Annotated in this window: 18 protein-coding genes; 8 read left to right on the top strand and 10 right to left on the bottom strand. The window is 66.8% G+C overall.

Annotated elements, in window-relative coordinates; all coding sequences use genetic code 11:
• Window positions 1-34: 34 nt before the first annotated feature.
• A complete protein-coding gene (locus AC3RCJ_RS17020) occupies window positions 35-1,579 on the bottom strand; it encodes a ShlB/FhaC/HecB family hemolysin secretion/activation protein (RefSeq protein WP_492964222.1) in 1,545 nt (514 codons plus the stop codon).
• Between the two features lie 487 nt (window positions 1,580-2,066).
• On the opposite strand from AC3RCJ_RS17020, the gene hpaR reads away from it, so the two are divergent.
• From hpaR to AC3RCJ_RS16995, 5 genes are all read left to right on the top strand, one after another.
• Window positions 2,067-2,522, top strand: a complete 456-nt coding sequence (gene hpaR, locus AC3RCJ_RS17015) for a homoprotocatechuate degradation operon regulator HpaR (protein ID WP_492964223.1) — start codon at window positions 2,067-2,069, stop codon at window positions 2,520-2,522.
• Between the two features lie 394 nt (window positions 2,523-2,916).
• Window positions 2,917-4,083: a porin gene (locus AC3RCJ_RS17010; RefSeq protein ID WP_492964224.1), complete on the top strand. Its 1,167-nt coding sequence runs from the start codon at window positions 2,917-2,919 to the stop codon at window positions 4,081-4,083.
• A 28-nt stretch (window positions 4,084-4,111) separates the two neighbouring features.
• The gene (locus tag AC3RCJ_RS17005) at window positions 4,112-4,636 is read left to right on the top strand and encodes a sugar dehydrogenase complex small subunit (RefSeq protein ID WP_492964225.1); all 525 of its coding nucleotides are present in this window, start codon (window positions 4,112-4,114) and stop codon (window positions 4,634-4,636) included.
• Between the two features lie 9 nt (window positions 4,637-4,645).
• Window positions 4,646-6,256 carry a GMC family oxidoreductase gene (locus AC3RCJ_RS17000; protein ID WP_492964226.1) on the top strand — a complete coding sequence of 537 codons (1,611 nt, stop codon included), beginning with the start codon at window positions 4,646-4,648 and terminating at the stop codon, window positions 6,254-6,256.
• Window positions 6,253-7,653, top strand: a complete 1,401-nt coding sequence (locus AC3RCJ_RS16995) for a c-type cytochrome (RefSeq protein ID WP_492964227.1) — start codon at window positions 6,253-6,255, stop codon at window positions 7,651-7,653. Before AC3RCJ_RS17000 ends, AC3RCJ_RS16995 begins: the two co-directional genes overlap by 4 nt.
• Before the next feature lie 64 nt (window positions 7,654-7,717).
• On the opposite strand, the gene AC3RCJ_RS16990 is transcribed toward AC3RCJ_RS16995, so the two are convergent.
• The gene (locus AC3RCJ_RS16990) at window positions 7,718-8,485 is read right to left on the bottom strand and encodes an SDR family oxidoreductase (protein ID WP_492964228.1); all 768 of its coding nucleotides are present in this window, start codon (window positions 8,483-8,485) and stop codon (window positions 7,718-7,720) included.
• 123 nt (window positions 8,486-8,608) lie between these two features.
• On the opposite strand from AC3RCJ_RS16990, the gene AC3RCJ_RS16985 reads away from it, so the two are divergent.
• Window positions 8,609-9,532 carry a LysR family transcriptional regulator gene (locus AC3RCJ_RS16985; protein ID WP_492964229.1) on the top strand — a complete coding sequence of 308 codons (924 nt, stop codon included), beginning with the start codon at window positions 8,609-8,611 and terminating at the stop codon, window positions 9,530-9,532.
• Between the two features lie 15 nt (window positions 9,533-9,547).
• Window positions 9,548-10,297 (top strand): DUF4303 domain-containing protein, encoded by a 750-nt coding sequence (locus tag AC3RCJ_RS16980; protein ID WP_492964230.1) that lies wholly within the window; start codon window positions 9,548-9,550, stop codon window positions 10,295-10,297.
• On the opposite strand, the gene AC3RCJ_RS16975 is transcribed toward AC3RCJ_RS16980, so the two are convergent.
• The 8 genes from AC3RCJ_RS16975 to AC3RCJ_RS16940 form a co-directional block, all read right to left on the bottom strand.
• Window positions 10,294-11,421 carry a metallophosphoesterase gene (locus tag AC3RCJ_RS16975; RefSeq protein ID WP_492964231.1) on the bottom strand — a complete coding sequence of 376 codons (1,128 nt, stop codon included), beginning with the start codon at window positions 11,419-11,421 and terminating at the stop codon, window positions 10,294-10,296. The two genes, AC3RCJ_RS16980 and AC3RCJ_RS16975, sit on opposite strands and share 4 nt — an antisense overlap.
• 1 nt (window position 11,422) lies before the next feature.
• A complete protein-coding gene (locus AC3RCJ_RS16970) occupies window positions 11,423-11,656 on the bottom strand; it encodes a hypothetical protein (protein WP_492964232.1) in 234 nt (77 codons plus the stop codon).
• A gap of 404 nt (window positions 11,657-12,060) precedes the next feature.
• Window positions 12,061-13,575, bottom strand: coding sequence for an ATP-binding response regulator (locus AC3RCJ_RS16965; protein ID WP_492964233.1), 1,515 nt, complete (start codon window positions 13,573-13,575; stop codon window positions 12,061-12,063).
• Window positions 13,576-13,580: 5 nt separating this feature from the next.
• A complete protein-coding gene (locus AC3RCJ_RS16960; RefSeq protein WP_492964234.1) occupies window positions 13,581-15,425 on the bottom strand; it encodes an ATP-binding protein in 1,845 nt (614 codons plus the stop codon).
• A complete protein-coding gene (locus AC3RCJ_RS16955) occupies window positions 15,422-16,522 on the bottom strand; it encodes an ATP-binding SpoIIE family protein phosphatase (RefSeq protein WP_492964656.1) in 1,101 nt (366 codons plus the stop codon). The genes AC3RCJ_RS16960 and AC3RCJ_RS16955 overlap by 4 nt, the downstream gene beginning before the upstream one ends.
• Window positions 16,507-16,941, bottom strand: a complete 435-nt coding sequence (locus tag AC3RCJ_RS16950) for an ATP-binding protein (protein WP_492964236.1) — start codon at window positions 16,939-16,941, stop codon at window positions 16,507-16,509. Before AC3RCJ_RS16950 ends, AC3RCJ_RS16955 begins: the two co-directional genes overlap by 16 nt.
• 16 nt (window positions 16,942-16,957) lie before the next feature.
• Window positions 16,958-17,320 carry an STAS domain-containing protein gene (locus AC3RCJ_RS16945; RefSeq protein ID WP_492964237.1) on the bottom strand — a complete coding sequence of 121 codons (363 nt, stop codon included), beginning with the start codon at window positions 17,318-17,320 and terminating at the stop codon, window positions 16,958-16,960.
• 7 nt (window positions 17,321-17,327) lie between these two features.
• Window positions 17,328-18,203, bottom strand: coding sequence for an STAS domain-containing protein (locus AC3RCJ_RS16940; RefSeq protein WP_492964238.1), 876 nt, complete (start codon window positions 18,201-18,203; stop codon window positions 17,328-17,330).
• Window positions 18,204-18,427: 224 nt separating this feature from the next.
• Between AC3RCJ_RS16940 and AC3RCJ_RS16935 the strand changes: the two genes are divergently transcribed.
• A complete protein-coding gene (locus tag AC3RCJ_RS16935; protein ID WP_492964239.1) occupies window positions 18,428-18,838 on the top strand; it encodes a hemerythrin domain-containing protein in 411 nt (136 codons plus the stop codon).
• Window positions 18,839-18,849 lie beyond the last annotated feature (11 nt).

Here is an 18,849-nt window from a genome sequence, read left to right as displayed (position 1 = left end):
TCTCCGTTTCGGTTCAGGCAAAGGGGTGGTGGGCTCAGAAGGGCAGCGACGCTTGCAGCCAGAAGCGGTTCTTGCGCAGCGAACCGTCCTGGTCGCTGCCGTTCAGGCTGGGGTTGGGATTGCTGCCGATGCGCCGCGCCCAGGCCGCCTTGAGGTTCAGGCGGAAGCTGCTGGTCCAGCTGAGGGCCAGGCCCGCGCCCTTCAGGCTGTAGCCGTTCACATGGGCGGCGCCGTTGATGTTGTTGTCATGGTTGACCTTGACGTGGCCCCAGTCATAAAACCCCGTCAGGCCGACATCGGCCGGCAGGCGCCAGCGCACTTCCAGGTTCAGCAGCTGGCCATCGCTGCCGCCCGCTTCGCTGGCCGGATAGGCGCGCACGCCGTAATTGCCGCCCAAATAGAATTTTTCCGAGGAATCGAGGTTCTTGCTCGCCTGCTGGCCGCTCAGGGCGCCATACAGGGACAGTGTTTCCGTCAGCGCCTGCTGGCGGCTGGCGTAGTAGCGCAGCTTGGTGAAATTGCCGGCCGCGCGCGTAGTGGCCGCATCGGCCAGCTGGTTCGGCGAGCCGTCCAGGTCCAGCTTGCCGTGCACGATGCTGAGGCTGGCCGCGTTCGCGCCACCCCCGCCCAGGCTGTCGAACAGGTTGCCGGTGAGTCCGGCCGAGAAGGCGCGGATCTTGTAGTTGCTGCTGGTGACGCCGTTGGCCGCGTTGTCGAAGCGCTTGTCGTCGTAATTGAGTTGCAGATACAGGTTGCGCAGGCGCGAACGCAGCAGCGGATAGCTGGCATCGACGCCGACGGTGTTGGAACTGCCCTTGGCGTGCAGCGCGGCGAACTCGTCGGCCGTGAGCCGGTAGGACAGGTGGGAGCCGCTGAGGCCCGCGCGCCAGCCGTCGCTGCCCAGCGGCAAGCTATAGGCGAGGCGCGCATAGTCGCTGCCTTCCGAGTGGATCAGGTTGACGAGCGCCTGGTCGCCCAGGTGCAGGGGGCTGTTGATGGCCAGGTTGAGTGCGGCGCGCGCCGCGCCCGTGGAGCGGTTGCCCGTGTTGTCGATGCCGGCGTCGCCCGTCAGCAGCGGTTCGTCGCCCAGTTTCAGGATCAGGTCGGTTTCCGCTTCGCGCTGGCCCGCGGCCAGGTTGCCGGCCGCCGTCACGCCCGGCAAGTCATCGATGACAAGCAGGGCACGGTCGAGCGCATCGGCGTTCAGCGGCGCGCCGATGGGCTGGGCGCGCGTGACGTAGGGCACGATGCGCTCGAGCGGCATGCGTACCGTGGGGGCGCTGCCCGCTTGCGTATGCGCGCCGCCGAACACGGCTTCGACGATCTGGATGGTGACGATGCCGCCGTCGATTTCCTGGCGCGGCAGGTAGGCGCGCACGATCCAGCCGGCCTGGCGGTAGGCGGCCGCCACGGCCAGCGCCGCATTCTGCAAATCCTGGAAGGCGAGAGGCCGGTCCAGGTAGGGCGCCACGGCCTGTTGCAGCACGGCGTCACCCAGCAGGGTGTTGCCCTGGAAGCGGAAATGCTTGACCGTGAGCGACATGCCGGGCACATCCTGCATGGCGGGCGGTGCCGGCATTAATTCCTGGGGCGATTTTTTCGGTAATGCCGGCGCGCGGCCTTTTTCCAGTTGCTGCAATAAGGAGCCCGCATCAGGGGGGACTTGGGCATAAACGGCGTTAATTGAGCTGAGCAATAGGCTGATAATAAGGCGATCGCAAGTTTTCATGATATTCGCTGTCAAAAAATATCGGCAGCCGCGCCCTGTGGCGCCGCTCTGCATGGGTGAGAGCGATTTTAAGGCTGTTCCAGCCCTATTTTATTTCTTCATGAAAATAATAAAAGATCGCGCAACACAATATTAAATTTACGACAATTGTTTTATGGCGGGAGGGCCGCCGCGACATATGCGCCGGATCGGGAGAGTTAATCGGAAAATATATATCAAGCACATAGTCACACATTATCACGCATTGGAAATGGCGGAAAATAAGACAGGTTCCGCCAGCGGCCAGCGGCGCCCCGTATAATTGCCATGTTTTTATCACCTTGACTGGGAGTGACGCTTGCAGCTACCGATCCGCTATCCGAACATGCCGCAATTGCTGCTGAAGGCGCGCGACAGCCTGCTGCAGCATTTCCGCCCCATACTCAACCAGTTTGGCGTCACGGAGCAGCAGTGGCGCATCATGCGCGTGCTCAATGAAAGCCCGACCCTGGAACCGCGCGAGCTGTGCGAGCTGTGCCAGATTTCCAGTCCCAGCATGAGCGGCATCCTGGCGCGCATGGAAGAAACGGGGCTGATTGGCCGCAGCAAGTTCGAGGGCGACCAGCGCCGCCGCAAGGTGCACCTGTCGGCGGCGGGCGCCAGCCTGCTGCTGCAGATGGGCAAGCTCATCGATTTGCAGTACGAAAGCCTGGAGGCGGCGTATGGCAAGCAGGTGTTCGAGGACATGCGCCTTGCCCTGGAGGCCTTCATCGCACTGGAAACCTTGCCCGTCGCGCCCGTCATTCCGCGCTGAGACACGCGCTTCTTCGCCCACCCTGGCGCAGGCCGCGACGCTGCGCGCCACCGCCTTGTTTCCTCCCTGCCATGGCCGCTGCCCGCACCGCGCGGGGCTGGCGGCCGCGCGCGTCCTGGTTTTGCTATAAGACCCTGCCTTACAGTCGATCACTTACATGTGAGTAAATAAGCGTATAATCGGCTTCTCTTGATGCGAATCAAGAAGAAAAGCAGGGCCCCGCCTAGCTGCTGGCGGCTGCCCACGCGACAGCCGACAGCCGACAGCCGACAGCCGCCAGCACGGCGGCCGCGGCAAGGGCTCCCTGCTTGCGGGGCCAGGTCTTCCCGCGCGGCGGGTGCACGACCGGGAAACTTGTTTTCCGTACAATAAATCAGCATAGTCAGGAAAAATAATGAAACATACTTGCATGCGCGCCATGGCGCTGGCCGCCGGCTCATTCATCGGCGCAAACGTTTGCGCCCAAGGCAATGTCGGCATTTACGGCGTCGTCGATGCGGCCGCCGCTTATACCAGCAACCAGGGCGGCAAGTCGAACACCTACATGCGCAGCGGCAGCTTGTCCGCCAGCAAGATCGGTTTCCAGGGTGTGGAAGACCTGGGCGGCGGCTTGACGGCCTTGTTTTTGCTGGAAAACGGCTTTGAAAGCGATACGGGCGCGCAAAGTTCGGCCAGCGCCCTGTTCAACCGCCAGGCTTACGTGGGCCTGCAATCGACAGCCTACGGCAGCGTTACGGCGGGCCGCCAGTACACGCCGTACTACCTGCTCGTGGGCTCGCTGGCATCGAGCAATGTCTTGACGGGCGCCACGGGTGCCCACCCGGGCGATATCGACGGCCTCGATACGACCGTGCGCATCAGCAATTCCGTCACCTACAGCATGCCTGCCTGGCGCGGCCTGCAGGCCAGCGCGCAATACGGCTTCGGCGAAGCGGCCGACGGCAATGCCGCCGGCAGCAGCGTCAGCGCCGCCGTCAAGTACAGCGCGTCGCCGGCCGAATTCGCGCTCGGCTACCTGAAACTGAAAAATGGCCAGAGCGGCGCGGGGTGGAGCGACAAGGCCTCGGCCAGCATCGGCATCTCGGCCCTCAACCAGGGCTACGCCTCGGCCGACAGCATCGAATTCATCGCCGCCAGCGCGCGCTACACCATGGGCAAGTGGATGGTGGGCGCCAACGCCAGCAATGTGCAATACCAGGCGGGCAGCCATTCCACCTTCCGCGACACGGCCATCTTCAACACGGCCGGCCTGATTGCCAGCTACCAGTGGACGCCGCAGTGGTTCCTGAGCGCCGGCTATAGCGACACTTATGCCAGCCGCGCCAATGGCATCGCCGACCGCGCGCGCTACCGCCAGCTGTCGTTCGAACAGAATTACGCGCTGTCCAGGCGCACGGCGCTCTACCTGATCGAAGCGCGCCAGCTGGCGCGCGGCCGGACCCTGGGCCAGGACGGCGCCATCGTCGACGCCGTCGCCTCGGTCGGCGATTCGCAAAACGGCACGCCGTCGTCGAACGGCGGCCAGACGGTGCTGATGGTCGGTCTCAAGCATTCTTTCTGAACGGTTGCTGAACGCACGGGAGCTTCAATTGGACGCGACACACGACAAGGAGGGCGGCGGCCCCCTGAAGACCGGCCGCCGCATGGTGCTGGCCGGCTTGCTGTCGGCATCGGCCGCGGCGCTGATTCCCTGGGCGCTGGCCGAACCGGTGGCCAGTGCGGAGCAGGGCGCCTTTTTGGGCGTGTCGGCCATGCTGGTCGGGCGCCAGGTGCTCGATCCCGTGCTGGCCCGGCGCCTGTACGAGGCGCTGGTGGCGCAGGACGCCGCCTTCCCCGCCAAGGTGCGCGCGCTGCTGGCCCTGATCAATGCGCAGGGCTTGCAGGCGGCCGGCCTGCAGGAAGCGCTCGATGCGCTGGCTCCGGCCCAGTCGCCGCTGGCGGCCCTGCCGCGCCAGATCGCCAGCGCCTGGTACCTGGGCATCGTCGGCACGGGCGAGGCGGCCGTCTGCGTCGCCTATGAGCAGGCCTTGAGCGCGGCCGTCGTGGCCGACGTCCTCAAACCCCCCACGTATTCCTACGGCGCCTACGGCAGCTGGGCCAGAAAACCAATCTAAGGAGCCACCATGGCTGAAGCACTGCGCGCCGATTACCTCGTCATCGGCTCCGGCATCATCGGCTCGCTGGCCGCGCGCAAACTGGCGCTGGCCGGCGCCTCGGTGCTGATCCTGGAAGCGGGACCGCGCGTGTCGCGCGGCGACATCGTCGCCCGTTTCCGCAACACGACGCGCCGCAGCGACTGGATGTCGCCGTATCCGTCGGTCGCCACGGCGCCGCACCCGATCTACCAGCCGAAGGACAACGGCCACCTGGTGCAGGCCGGCCCGTACCCGTACCCTGCCGAATACATCCGCCAGTTCGGCGGCACGTCGTGGCACTGGGCCGCGCAAGCCTGGCGCAACGTGCCGAACGATTTCCGCATCCATACCCTGTATGGCGTGGGCGTCGACTGGCCCATCGGCTACGCGGACCTGGAGCCGTTCTACCAGGAAGCGGAAGAAATCATGGGCGTCTCGGGCTGTGATAACACGGGTTCGCCGCGCCAGCAGCCGTTCCCGATGGCGCCGGTGACGGAACCGTATGCCATGCGCCGCATCCGCGAGCGCCTCGACCCGTCGTTCCAGGTGGTCGGCAATACGGTGGCGCGCAACAGCGTCAGCTACGATGGCCGCCCGGCCTGCTGCGGCAATAACAGCTGCCAGCCGATCTGTCCCATCGATGCGCAATACCATGGCGGCATCGCCGCGCTGCAGGCGGAAGAGGCGGGCGTCAAGATCGTCGTCAACGCCAACGTCTACCAGCTGGAACACGACGCGCAGGGCCGCATCGCGGCCGCGCTCTATTATGACGCCGACAAGAAGAGCCACCGGGTCACGGCCAAGACCTTCATTCTGGCCGCGAACGGCATCGAAAGCCCCCGCTTGCTGCTCGTCTCGGCCACGGACAAGTATCCGAACGGCCTGGCCAACAGCAGCGACATGGTGGGCCGCAACCTGATGGACCACCCGAGCACCTCGCTCACCTTCGACGCCGATGAAGACCTGTGGCTGGGCCGGGGCCCGCAAAGCCCCAATTCCATCAACACCATGCGCGACGGCGACTTCCGCAGCCGGCATGCGCCGTACCGCCTGGATTTCACGAACATCTCGCGCGTCGACGGCGCCACCCGGGAGCTGATCGGCAAGGGCGTGTTTGGCGAGGCGTTCGAGCAGCAGCTGCGTTTCCGCTCGGCCCGCGAAATGAGCCTGAAAAACGTGCTGGAAGTGCTGCCGAACCCGGAAAACCGCATTGCCCTGAGCAGCGAGCGCGATGCCATGGGCATCCCCAGGCCGCAGGCGCATTATGCGATCGACGAGTACACGAAACGGGGCCACGAGCGCTCGAAGCAGGATTTCGAGCAGATCGCCAGGCTGATGGGCGGCACCAATCTGCGCCACAGCAAGGAAGGCGTGTTCGCCAACAACCAGCACATCTGCGGCACGCTGTCGATGGGTTCCGACCCGGCCAGGGCCGTGTGCGACCAGTGGGGCCGCACCTTCGACCATGAAAACCTGTTCCTGTGCGGCACCGGCGTGCTGCCCACGTCCGGCACCTGCAATTCGACGGAAAACGGCCTGGCCGTGGCGCTGCGCAGCGTCAAGCACATCCTCGACGAACAAGCGGGAGGAACGGCATGATGGCGGCCGTCCGAATGGCGGCCGGCGCCGCCTGGCTGGCCCTGGCCTTGCCCGTGCTGGCGGCGGACGTTCCCGGCGCCGACGTGCGGGCGATCGAGCGTGGCCGCTACCTGGCCACGGCCGGCGACTGCATCGCCTGCCACAGCGCGCCGGGCGGCCAAGCGATGGCCGGCGGCCTGGCGCTGGCCACGCCGCTGGGCGCCGTGTATGCCACCAACATCACGCCATCGACCACGCACGGCATCGGCAAGTACACGCTGGCGCAGTTTTCCGACGCCGTGCGCCATGGCGTGCGGGCCGACGGCGCGCACCTGTACCCGGCCATGCCCTACACGGCCTACGCCAGGGTGACGGATGAGGACACGGCCGCCCTGTACGCCTACTTCATGCATGGCGTGGCGGCGGTGGACACGGCGCCGGCGAAGCAGACGGACTTGCCGTTCCCGTTCAACATCCGGATGTCGATGGCGGGCTGGAATGGGCTCTTTCTCGACACAAAGCCGTTCGTCGCCGATCCAGCCAAGAGCATGGAGTGGAACCGCGGCGCCTACCTGGCGCAAGGGCTGGCCCACTGCGGCACCTGCCACACGCCGCGCAACGCCTTGATGGCCGAGCGGCTGTCGAAGGAGCTGGGCGGGGCCGACCTGGGCACCTGGTTTGCGCCGAACATCAGCTCGGACGTCAACAGCGGCATCGGCGGCTGGAGCCAGCAGGAACTGGTTGGCTACCTGCGCACGGGCCGCGCCGCGAACAAGGCGCAGGCTGCCGGACCGATGGCCGAAGCCATCGACCATAGCTTGCGGCACCTGAGCGACGCGGACCTGAACGCCATCGCGCACTACATCAAGAGCGTGCCCGCCATCCGCGACAGGGCGGACACGCAGCCGGTCACGCAATGGGGCCAGGCGGGCGACGAGCTGGCCACCATCCGTGGCGTGCCGCTGCCGCAAAACCTGAAGCGGATGTCGGGTGCGCAGCTGTACGATGCGCAGTGCGCCAGCTGCCACCAGGCCAGGGGCGAGGGCAGTTTCGACGGCAGCCTGCCGCCGCTGTTCCACAACTCGGTGACGGGCCGCAGCAACAGCAACAACCTGGTGATGGCGATCCTCGATGGCGTGGAGCGCCAGGATGGCGAGGGTCGTCATGCTGCAAGCCACGTCATGCCCGCCTTCCGCCAGACCCTGTCGGACGAGCAGATCGTCACCCTCGGCAATTACGTGCAGAAGATGTACGGCAATCCCGCTGTCAAGGTGACGGCGGAACAGGTGACGACCTTGCGCAACGGCGGTCCTGCCTCGAACCTGATCGGCCTGGCCCGCGCCGCCATCATCGTCGGCGTGCTGGCGCTGCTGGCCTTGCTGCTGTGGTGGCGCGGACGCCGGCGCAAGGGCGCATAGGCAGGTTAACAACACCCCCTGAAGTACAGGCTGGGGTCAGACCCACAGGATCTGACCCCTATGACTAGGCCGCGAAGCCGCCATCGATCTTCAGCCCGGCGCCCGTGACGAACGCCGCTTCTTCGCTGGCCAGGTAAGCGACCATGCCGGCGATTTCATCGGCCGTGCCGTGGCGGGGCAGGGCCATCAGGCCGTGCATCAGGTCGGCGAAGTCGCCCGTTGGCGGGTTCATGTCGGTGGCGACGGGACCCGGTTCCACGTTGTTGATGGTGATGCCGCGCGGACCCAGGTCGCGCGACAGGCCTTGCGTCAGGCCGCTCAGGGCCGACTTGCTCATGGCGTAGGCGGCCGCGCCGCCAAACGGCATGCGGTGCGCATTCGTGCTGCCGATATTGATGATGCGCCCGCCCGTTGGCATGTGCGCCACGGCCGCCTTGATGGCGACGAAGACGGCGCGCACGTTGACGGCTATCGTCTTGTCGAAGTCCGCCAGCGAAAAGTCGTCGATGGCGCCGGGCAGGAACACGCCCGCGTTGTTGACGAGGATATCGATGCGGCCGAACTGCGCCGCCACCTTGGCGATGGCGGCCGTCAGGGCCGCGGCGTCCGCCGCATCGGCCTGCATGCCCAGCGCCTTGCCGCCGGCCGCTTCCACCTTGGCCGCCAGCGCCTGCGCTTCGGCGGTCGAGCTTTGATAGGTAAAGACGACATTCGCACCCTGGCTGGCCAGGCGCCGGACGATGGCCGCGCCGATGCCGCGCGAGCCGCCCGTCACAAACGCGGTCTTGTCTTGCAGTGGCGAAGAGGTGCTGGTGGTGGCTTGGGTTTGCATGATGGGCTTTCTGTGTGATAAGTCGAGAGGCTCAGTATCTGCCTTCCATAGCCAGCGCGCTAGCCATGCATCGCGACAATCACTTTCAACTATAAGTATCGAATGAGCGGGTAGAATAGGCGCATGGACGCCCTCAATCATTTGCAATCGTTTGTGCTGTCTGCCGAGCTGGGCAGCTTTTCGGCGGCCGCGCGCCGCCTGGGGCTGACGCCGGCCGCCGTCAGCAAGAACGTGGCGCGGCTGGAAGCGAGCCTGGGCCTGCGCCTGTTCCAGCGCAGCACGCGCCGCCTGACCCTGACGGAAGGGGGCGAACGCTTCCTGCAGCAGGTCAAGGGCGCCTTGTCTACCTTGCGCGAGGCGATCGCCGGCGTGGCCGAGGAGGGCGGCCAGCCGGCCGGCATACTGAAAATCAGCATGGCGCCGTCGTTCGGGCGCAGCTACGTGGTGCCGCTGCTGGGCGAATTCATCGCGCGCTACCCGGGCGTGGTGCCAGACTGCCATTTCGACAACCGGCAGGTGGACTTGATCGGCGAGGGGTTTGACGTGGCCATCGGCGGCGGCATCGAACTGACGCCCGGCGTGGTGGCGCGCGAACTGGGGCATGCCCACGTCGTCGCCACGGCATCGCCGGCCTTCATGCGGGGGAAAAGCATGCCCGTGCATCCTTCGGACCTGGCGCAACTGGACGGCGTGGCGCGCCGCTCGGCCGGCAGCGGGCGATTGCGCAGCTGGATACTGCGCGACGGGCAGGGCGGCGAAGGCGTGGCCGAATGCCGGCCGCGCGCCATCTTCGACGATCCGGAAGCGATGGCGCAGGCGGCCGTCATGGGCGTCGGCGTGGCGCTCTTGCCCATGCCGCACGCGCTGGCCCACTTGCGCAGCGGCGCGTTGATTCGCCTGCTGCCCGGCTGGCATGCCGATTCCGGCCCCTTGTCCGTGTACTATCCCAGCAAGAAGCTGCTGCCGGCAAAGACGCGCGTGTTCGTCGACTTCCTGCTGCAGCAGTTCCGCGAGCGCGATTTTGCCGCACAGATGAATCCCGACTGACTACCGAGAGTTCGCATGACTAATTACAGCCTGTTTCATACCTTCGATGGCGACATGCCGCGTCAATTCCAGGAAGTGCGCGTGTTCGGCCATACCGTGTGGACGGCGGGCGGCGCCGCCATGACCTGGGGCGAGGAGGCGCGCCGCGAATACCCCGGCGAGGCCGCCGCGCGCGCCGCGTATGCGGCCCGTTGCCGCGCCGTGCTGGCCGACGGCTATGCGCTGGTGCGCAGCACTGCCATCGACCCTGCGGTTTTTGATTTTCCGCTGCTGCAAACCTTGCTGCAGGATGGCGCGCGCAAGGCTTTCGGCGCCGTGCGCGCCGCCTATCCGCGGCGGCAGCTGAATGCGTTTGCGCTGCTCACCGATGAGGGCGCGATGAGCATCGCGCCGATGGTCAACTGCCGCGAGGCGCTGGCGGTTTCGGATTATGCCGACGAGATGCAGTGGAATCCGGCCGAATGGGCGTTTGACGAAGGCGGCGCGTATTTCGACAGCGCCTACCGCCTGTTGCTGCAGGCCCACCGCGACCTGCCGTTCGATGTCGACTTTGCCAGTTTTCGCAGCGGCATGTTCGAAGCATGCGTCGCCGCGCTGGAGCAGCTGGACCGCGAACGGCTGTTCGGCACGGGCGCCCAGCGCGACGACACCGTGCTGTTGTTCGATGTCAGCGGCGGCGAGCCGGTGCCCGGCGCCCTGGCGCGCCTGAATCCGCCGGCGGTGGTGGCCCGTTTCGACGCGTGGGTGGCCAGCTGGGCTGACTAGGCGTGCGCCGCCACCAGGCGGATGCGCGTGATCTCGGCCGGCGCGCCGATGCGTTTCGGCGGACCCCAGTATCCCGTGCCGCGGCTGACGTAAATCCACAGGCGGCCGTGCCGGTGCAGGCCCGCCACATACGGCTGCTGCAGCGGCACGAACAAATTCCACGGCCAGAACTGGCCGCCGTGCGTGTGGCCCGACAATTGCAGGTCGTAGCCTGCCGCCTCGGCCCCGGGCGCGCTGCGCGGCTGGTGCGCCAGCAGGATGCGGGGAACGCCGTCGGGCGCGCCGGCGATGGCGGCCGCGGGATCGCTTTTCTGCGCGGGGTCGAAGGCCGCCGCGTTGTAGTCGGTCACGCCGCCGATGAGCAGGCGCGCGCCGTCGTGCTCGAGCACCGTGTGCTCGTTCATCAGTACGCGCAGGCCCAGGCGGCGGAATTGCGCCACCCACGGCGCGGCGCCGGAATAGTATTCATGGTTGCCCGTCACCAGGAACACGCCGTGGCGCGCGCGCAGCTCGCCCAGTGGCGCCGTATGGCTGCCCAGCTGCGCCACCGTGCCGTCGACCACGTCGCCGGTGATGGCGATGGCATCGGCCCGCAGGCCGTTGGCGCGCGCCACGATGGCTTGCACGTAGGCGCGCTTGATGGTGGCGCCCACGTGGATGTCGCTCAGCTGCACGATGCTGAAACCCTGCAGGGCGGCCGGCAGGCCGGCGATGGGCACCGTCACTTCGCGCACGCGCGCCACCCTGCGCGCATTGAGGAAGCCGACGACGCTCGCCAGCAGCGCCAGGATCAATACGGCCACGGCCGACACCTGCGCATGCAGGCGCGCCGCCGGCAGCAGCAGCGTGATTTCGCGCAGCACGGCCAGCACGAACAGCGAGGAAAAAAAGCCCATGCACAGCGAGCCCGCCCAGCTCAGGCGGTCGGCCAGCCGCGCGTCGGCGGTGACGGCGCGGGCAAAGATCGTCATCGGCATCAGCATGGTCGACGCCAGCAGCACCACGCCGCACAGCAGCCAGCCGGCCAGGCCGATGGGCAGGGCGGGCAGCAGCAGCCAGCCCAGCAGGGCGTGCAGGGCGCCCAGTATCATCGTGATGCGCAGCAGCGGCGTGCGGGTCTTCATGTCAGGGTTCCGTTGGGGTGGCGCCCGGGTAGGCGGCAGTAAGGCGCGCCATGCTGCCATCGTGGCGCATGCGCGTCAGGACGCGGTCGAAGGCCGCCGCCAGGGCGGGCGAGCGGACATTCTTGCGAAAGACGAGAGGCATATCGAAGCGCAGCAGGGGCGGCGCGGCGCGGCCGATGCCGTCCAGCTTCAGCTGCCTGACCGCGTACAGCCCCGCCACGCCGTCGGCCAGCACGGCATCGATGCGGCTTGGCCAGCCCGCTTTCCAGGCGGCGCCAGGGCGTGGCGCGACATCCGATGGCGATGCCCAGGCGTGCCGCCGCTTCGCGCAGGATATCCACGTTCAAGCCTTCGATGCGTCCCTGGTTCTGCATGAAGTAGGGCGCGACGATAACGTCGTGGCAGACCAGCCTGGCGGGCAGGCCGTTATCGGCCCGCGCCGGCGGCGCCAGCATGGCCAGCGCGGTCAGGGAGGAGGCGGCCAGCCAGGAGCGCCGCCTGGCGCAGTGGAAAAAAGGCGCCGCGGCGCCATCGGACATCGGTTGTTGCGGCAATTGATACATCCCTGGAGGCCCGACACTGTGGCGTTTCGCACGGCCCGATTATAGCCGAAGCGTTATTCAAAAGACCAATTGCGCTTCAGCGGCCGATATGCAGGCCCAGGGTGGCGAGCTTGTCGAAGTCGACGGGCTTGGCGAAGTGCTCGTTGAAGCCTGCCGCCAGCGCGGCGCGCCGGTCGTGCTCCTGGCCGTAGCCGGTCAGCGCGATGAGCAGGAATTCCTGCGGCATCGGCAACTGGCGCAGCTTCACCGCCACTTCGTAGCCGTTCAGGTCGGGCAGGCCGATATCGAGGAAGACGATGTCGGGCTTGAATTCGAAGGTGCGCGCAATCGCCTCCGTGCCCGTATAGGCGGTGCGCACGGCATGGCCGTCGATTTCCAGCAATTCGGCCAGCGTGTCGGCCGCGTCGCGGTTGTCGTCGACGACGAGGATGCGCCGGGTCGCGCCGGCGACGGGCGCGGCCGGCTCGTCGGCTGGCGGCGGCACGTTGGTGTCGAGCGGCAGGACGATCTCGAAGGTGCTGCCCAGGCCCACGCCCGCGCTGTGCACGCCGACCTGGCCGCCGTGCAGGTCCACCAGGTTGCGCACCAGCGACAGGCCGATGCCCAGGCCGTCCTGCACGCGGTCGGGCGAGTGGCCGCTCTGTTCGAACAGGCCGAAAATGCTGTCGATGCTGGCGGCGGCGATGCCGATGCCGTTGTCGCTCAGGCCGATGCGCACATTGTCGCCTTCGCGCGCGGCGCGGATCGCGATGCGCCCGCCGGGGGCCGTGAACTTGGCCGCGTTCAGCAGCAGGTTGGCGACGATCTGCGACAGCCGCACCGCATCGCCGCAGACCCACAGGTCCTCGGCGGGCAGGTCGACGGCCAGCGCATGGCCGCGCGCCTCGATGCTGTGCGAGCTCGTTTCCAGCGCGCTGCCGATGAAGGTGGCCAGGCTGATGCGTTCCCACTGCAGCGAGATCTTGCCCTGCGAGATGCGCGATACGTCGAGCAGGTCGTCCACCAGGCGCACCAGGTGGTCCGTATGGCGGGCGATGGTGCGGCGCGCATTGTCCTGCATCGGCGGCACCACCGGGTCCAGCTTGCACAGCAGGGCCAGGGCCGTGCGGATGGGGCCCAGCGGGTTGCGCAATTCATGCGCGAGCGTGGCCAGGAATTCGTCCTTGCGGCGGTCCACGTCGCGCAATTCGCGTTCCACGCGGCCCAGGCGCAGCAGCGCCTTGACGTTGGCGATCAGCTCATCGGGCTCGATCGGTTCGACCAGGTAATTGTCGGCGCCGCCGTCGAGCGCGCGTATCTTGTCGGCCGTACCGATGTACGAGGCCGAAGTCTGCAGCACCAGGATGGTATTCGTGTCGGCGCTTTCCTTCAGGCGGCGGCATACTTCCAGGCCATTGATGTCGGGCAGCTTGACGTCGAGCAAGATCAGGTTGGGGCGGTCCTTGCGCGCGCGCGCCAGCGCATCGCCGCCATTCGAGGCCTCGATCACCTTGAAACCGGCGCGCGTGAGGATGCGCGACTTGGCGTAGCGTGCGCCGTCGCTGTCATCCACGTTGAGGATCAGAGCATCGCTGTTTTTATACGGAAGCATGCGCATCATCCCAGGTTGTGTTGCCTTGCGGCGGGACCCGGCGCATGCCGGGTTGGAGTGTGAATGTCGGGCGCGCCGGCGTGGGCCGGCGTGGCCGCCTGGCCGATCAGCGCGCGCAGGGTGGATAGCAACTGCTGGCGCAGCAGGGGCTTGACGTAATAGGCGTCCGCACCCAGCGCCAGGCCCTTGCGCTTGTCGTCGATCTCGGTGGCGACGATGACGGGCACCTGGCGCCGCTGCGGGTCGTTCTTCATCTGCGCCAGCCAGTGCCAGGCGTTCTCGCCATGCAGCAGGATGTCGAGGATGACGGCCGCCGGGTGCTGCTGCTCCCAGCGCTCCTCCGCCTCGCGCACGCTGCGTGCCGCCACCACGCGAAATTCCGTCCCGGCGAGGAATTTTTCGTACAGCAGCCGCACCGGCGGATTGTCTTCCACCACCAGGATGGGAATGCGCTGGTCGTTGCCGTCGTCGTTGGCCGGCGCGCAGGCCGGCAGGCTGCCCTCGGGCGCGTGGTAGCGCGTGGGCAGGACCACGGAAAACAGCGAGCCCACGCCGACGGTGCTTTCCACCGCCACCGTGCCGTTGAGCAGGGCCGCCAGGTTGCGGCACAGCGGCAGTCCCAGTCCCGTGCCCTTGACCTTGCGCTGCATGTGGTTCTCGACCTGGCTGAATTCCTCGAAGATCATCTGCACGTCCTCGTCGTCGATGCCCAGGCCCGTGTCGGAGACGGAAAAGCGGATCGCGTCCTGCTCCGGCAGGGGCGTGGCGCTGACGATGATGGCGCCCGCCTCGGTGAACTTGAGCGCGTTGGAAATGAAGTTGCGCAGGATCTGCGACAGCTTGCCTTCGTCCGTATGGATTTGCAGCGCAGGGTCGGGATCGATGAAGGTCAGGGTCAGCGATTCGGACACCAGCAAGGGCCGCAGCATGCCGCGCAGGGCGCTGAACAGGTCGGCCACAGGAAAGCTGTTGGCATGCACGTCGACCTTGCCCGCCTCGATCTTGGCCAGGTCCAGCAGGTCGTTGACGAGGTCGCTCAGGCTGACGGCGCCCTGCAGGATGAACAGCACCTGCTTTTCCTGTTCCTCGGACAGCTCGCCGTCCACGCGGTCCAGCAGCAGCTTGGACAGCGCCCTGATGGAACTGAGCGGTGTACGGAATTCATGGCTCATGTTCGACAGGAAGCGCGACTTCATCTGGTCGGCGCGGCGCAGGTGGTCGGCCTTTTCGTCGAGCTCCGCGTACAGCGCCACCACGCCGCGGTTGGTGTCCTCCAGTTCGCGCGTCAGCTGCAGCAAGTCATCCTGGCGCGTCTTGAGTTCGGCCAAGGTGGCCAGCAGCTCGCGGTTCTGCTGCTGCACTTCGGCCAGCGTGATGTCGGACGGCAGCGCCTGCAGGCTGCCGCTCAGCGCGCCCACGCCGGGTCCGTCGAGCAGGGGCGCGTCGCGCGGGAACAGCTTTTGCAGGGTGATTTCCGTACCCTGGCCCGGCACGCTGTGGATGTGGAAGCGGTCCATCAGGCGGCGCGCTCCCAGGATGCCCAGGCCCATGCCCGTCGGCGAGCGGTAGTTGCCGGCCAGCACCTGGTCGAGCTGGGCGATGCCGGGACCCTGGTCTTCGATGCGGATGGTGAAGACTTGCGGCGCCGTCTGGCCATCGATGGCGAAGTGGATCTTGCCGTTGCCCGCGTAGTTGTAGACATTGCGCGCCAGTTCCGACACCGCCGTGGCGATGCGCACCTGGTCCTGCACGCCGAAGCCGCACAGGGCGGCGATCTGGCGCGCGCGCTGGCGCGCGCCGACGACGTCGAGTTCACTGCCGATATGGGCTGTCAATATGCGTTGTGTCATGTCGCACCTGTCTGTTCTGTCATTGCCAGCGCCGCGTGCGCCTCGTGTTCGCGCAGCGCCACCACCGTGACATCGTCGCGGCCGCGCGAAAAATCGCGGTACAGCACGGCGGCGACGAGGCTGGGGTGGCACTGGGCCAGGCCCGGATACTGCTCCAGGTCCCAGCGCGTGTGCAGGCCGTCGGAATGCATGATCAGCATCGTGCCGACCTGCCATGGATGGCGGAATTCCTGCACCTTGCGCAGGTTGCTGCCGACGATGCCGTTATGCGACAGCAGATGGCGGCGCTGGTGCGCATCGAAGGCGCAGGCGGCGATATTACCCACGCCCGCGTAGCGCAGTTCGCGCTGCGCGCTGTCGATATGCGCCACGGCCATGGCCGCGCCGCGGGTGCCGCGCAAGGCGCCGTGGGCCAGTTCCAGGAAGGGCGCGGGCAGGGGCGGCAAGCCGGGCGTGCTTTCTTCCAGCAGCGCGCTGGCCAGCTCCGAGGCGCGCGCGGCCAGCGGGCCGTGTCCCAGGCCATCGGCCACCATCAGGCTCAGTTCATGGCCTTCGCAGACGACATTCCAGGCGTCGCCGCACACCTGCTCCGACGCCAGGGGCAGGCAGACGGCGCCGATCTGCCAGTTCGGGCTGGCGGGGATGGCGCTGCTGGCATGCGGGCCCCAGAGCACCATCATCAGCACCGTGCCCTGGCCGCTTGCCGTGTACAGGTCGAATTCCTGGCTCAGGCGGCGTATCGCGCCCAGGCCCACGCCATAGGTGCCGGTCGTGGAATGGCCATCCTGCATGTGCTGGCGCACATTCGCCATGCCGGGGCCGTTGTCGATGGCCAGCACCTCGACGCCGCAGGCGCCGCCGCGCACCACCTTGCGCAGCAGGATTTCGCCGCGCCGCGCATGCTTGACGATGTTGGTGGCCGCCTCCGTGATGACGATGGCCAGCTGTCCCGTGCGCACGTCGTCGAAGCCGACGCGCCGGGCCAGCTCGCTGCCGGCGCGCCTGGCAGCGGCGATCTCGCTCGGTTCGCCGATGGGAAAACTTCTTTGCCTGACGATGTCAGGCGATGGTTCCTGGTGGTTCAAAACAGCTTCCATTTCGCGATGGTGACGGTGGTGCCCGTGTCGGGCGCCGTGTCGATGTGAAAGGCGTCGGCCAGGCGCTTGGCGCCTCCCAGCCCCAGTCCCAGCCCGCCGCCGCTGGTATAGCCGTCGGTGAGGGCCAGCGCAATATCGGCGATGCCCGGCCCGTGGTCGATGAAGCGCAGCTCCAGCCCCAGGCGCGTGCCGTCGCGCACGCGGTCGATGTGCGCTTCGCCACCGCCGCCATAGCGCAGGGTATTGCGCGCCAGCTCGCTGGCCGCCGTGATGATCTTGGTCTGTTCGATCAGGCCAAAGCCCATGGCGACCATGCTGTCGCGCACCTGCTTGCGCAGGCGCACCACATCCTCGTCGCTGTGCAGTGGCAGCACCTGCGCCGCTTCCCGGCCGCGTTCCTGCGCCTGCGCGCCTAGCACGGTGCCCCCGCGCGCCTCAGTCCCACAGGCTGCCCCGTTCCAGCAGCCTGATCCCCAGTTCCACGTTCAGGGCGGTGCTCACGCCTTCCAGTGCCAGGCCCAGCTCCACCAGGGTGATGGCGACGGCCGGCTGCATGCCGACCACCACCGTGCGGGCATCGAGGATCTTGGCCATGGCCGCCGTATTGCTGATCATGCGGCCGATGAAGGAGTCGACGATGTCGAGCGCGGAAATATCGATCAGCACGCCCGTGGCGCGGTCCTTGACGATGCGCGTGGTCAGGTCGTCCTGCAGGGTCATCGCCAGGCGGTCATGCATGTCCACCTGGATCGTCACCAGCAGCAGCCGGCCCATGCGTAAAATGGGGATTCTTTCCATAGGCGCCTCAGTGTTGCTGCTGGTAGGTGATGGTGGAGCCCGTGCGTTTCAGCGCGACGACAAAGGCGTCCGCCAGCGTGGCCTTGGTGATCACGTCTTCCAGGTTCACGCCCAGGTGCACGATGGTTTGCGCGATCTGCGGCCGGATGCCGCTGATGATGCAGTCGGCGCCCATCAGCCGCGCGGCGGCGATGGTTTTCAGCAGGTGCTGCGCCACCAGCGTGTCCACCGTGGGCACGCCCGTGATGTCGATGATGGCGATCAGGGCGCCCGTGTCGACGATCTTTTGCAGCAGGCTTTCCATCACCACCTGCGTGCGTGCGCTGTCGAGCGTGCCGATCAGGGGCAGGGCCAGCACGTTTTGCCACAGCTGCACCACGGGCGTGGACAGTTCCAGCAATTCCTGCTGCTGGCGCAGGATCACCTGCTCGCGCGCCTTCTGGTAGGTGGCGATGGTGAGCAGGCCCAGGTCGTCGAACAGCTTGCTGGTGCCGATGATGGCGTCACCGAGCTGCTGCGGCTGGGCGTCCAGCTCCTTGCGCAGGTAGCCGAACAGCGGCTCCTTGAGCGCGAAGACGAAACTGGCCGTGTCGATCGGCGAGTAGCCCTGGCGTACCCGCGATTGCGACATTTCGCCGAGCAGCTGGCGCGTGTCGTCCCACGCTTCGCCTTCGATGTCGAACGAGGCGCCCGATTCCAGCGCGCGCGCCAGCAGGGGCAGGAATTGCGCCGCCTGCTGGCGCAGTTCGCTTTCCGCGATCTTGTCGCGCCGCACCAGGCGGGCGATCAGCCCGGCCAGCCATCCGTCCAGCAACTCCGTGTGGTGCTCGCTGATGATGCTGGCCAGTTGCTGGGTCTGGCTATTGCCGGTCTTCATTTTCATGCTCGTCCTTGGCTGAAGTGAGGGATGCCCTGGGCACAATGCGGCCCGCTATCTCGATGGGAAATTATAGGCAGGCCTGGCCTTTTTGTTATGTTCCGTAACGCACATAACGGCGTAACTAGGCTGCTTATTTGCCAGGACATTGCGCGATTTAAAGATGTATATGATTTGCATGTTTAAACCAATTCCGTTACACTGCCCCTACTCAAGCAAGGAAGAGCACGATGAATATCGATAAATTCAAGCAACAGCATCTGGCCATCCTGGCCGCCATCGACGGCTTGCGCGAACTGGCGCGCGCCGGCGTCGTGCCGCAGGCACGCGCCATCGCCGAACAGATCGTCGCCATGAGCGGCGTGATCAAGCTGCACCTGGCCGTCGAGCAGCGCTACCTGTATCCGGCGGCGCAGGCGAGCGGCGTGGCCAGCGTGGCGCGCCTGGGGCGCCAGTACGAGAGCGAGATGCACGGCATCGCCGGCGCCTACCTGGATTTCGCCGGCCGCTGGAATACGGCGGCGCGGCTGGAGCTCGAGCCGGAAGCCTTCCGCTGCGAGGCGAACAGCGTGCTGCACGCGCTGTACCAGCGCATGCGGCGCGAGGACCACGAGCTGTATCCGGCCATCGAAGCGCTATAAGCGGCCATTAC

This window comes from Janthinobacterium sp. GW822-FHT07H11 (assembly GCF_058798615.1).
This window is presented reverse-complemented; position numbering and strand designations above follow the sequence as displayed.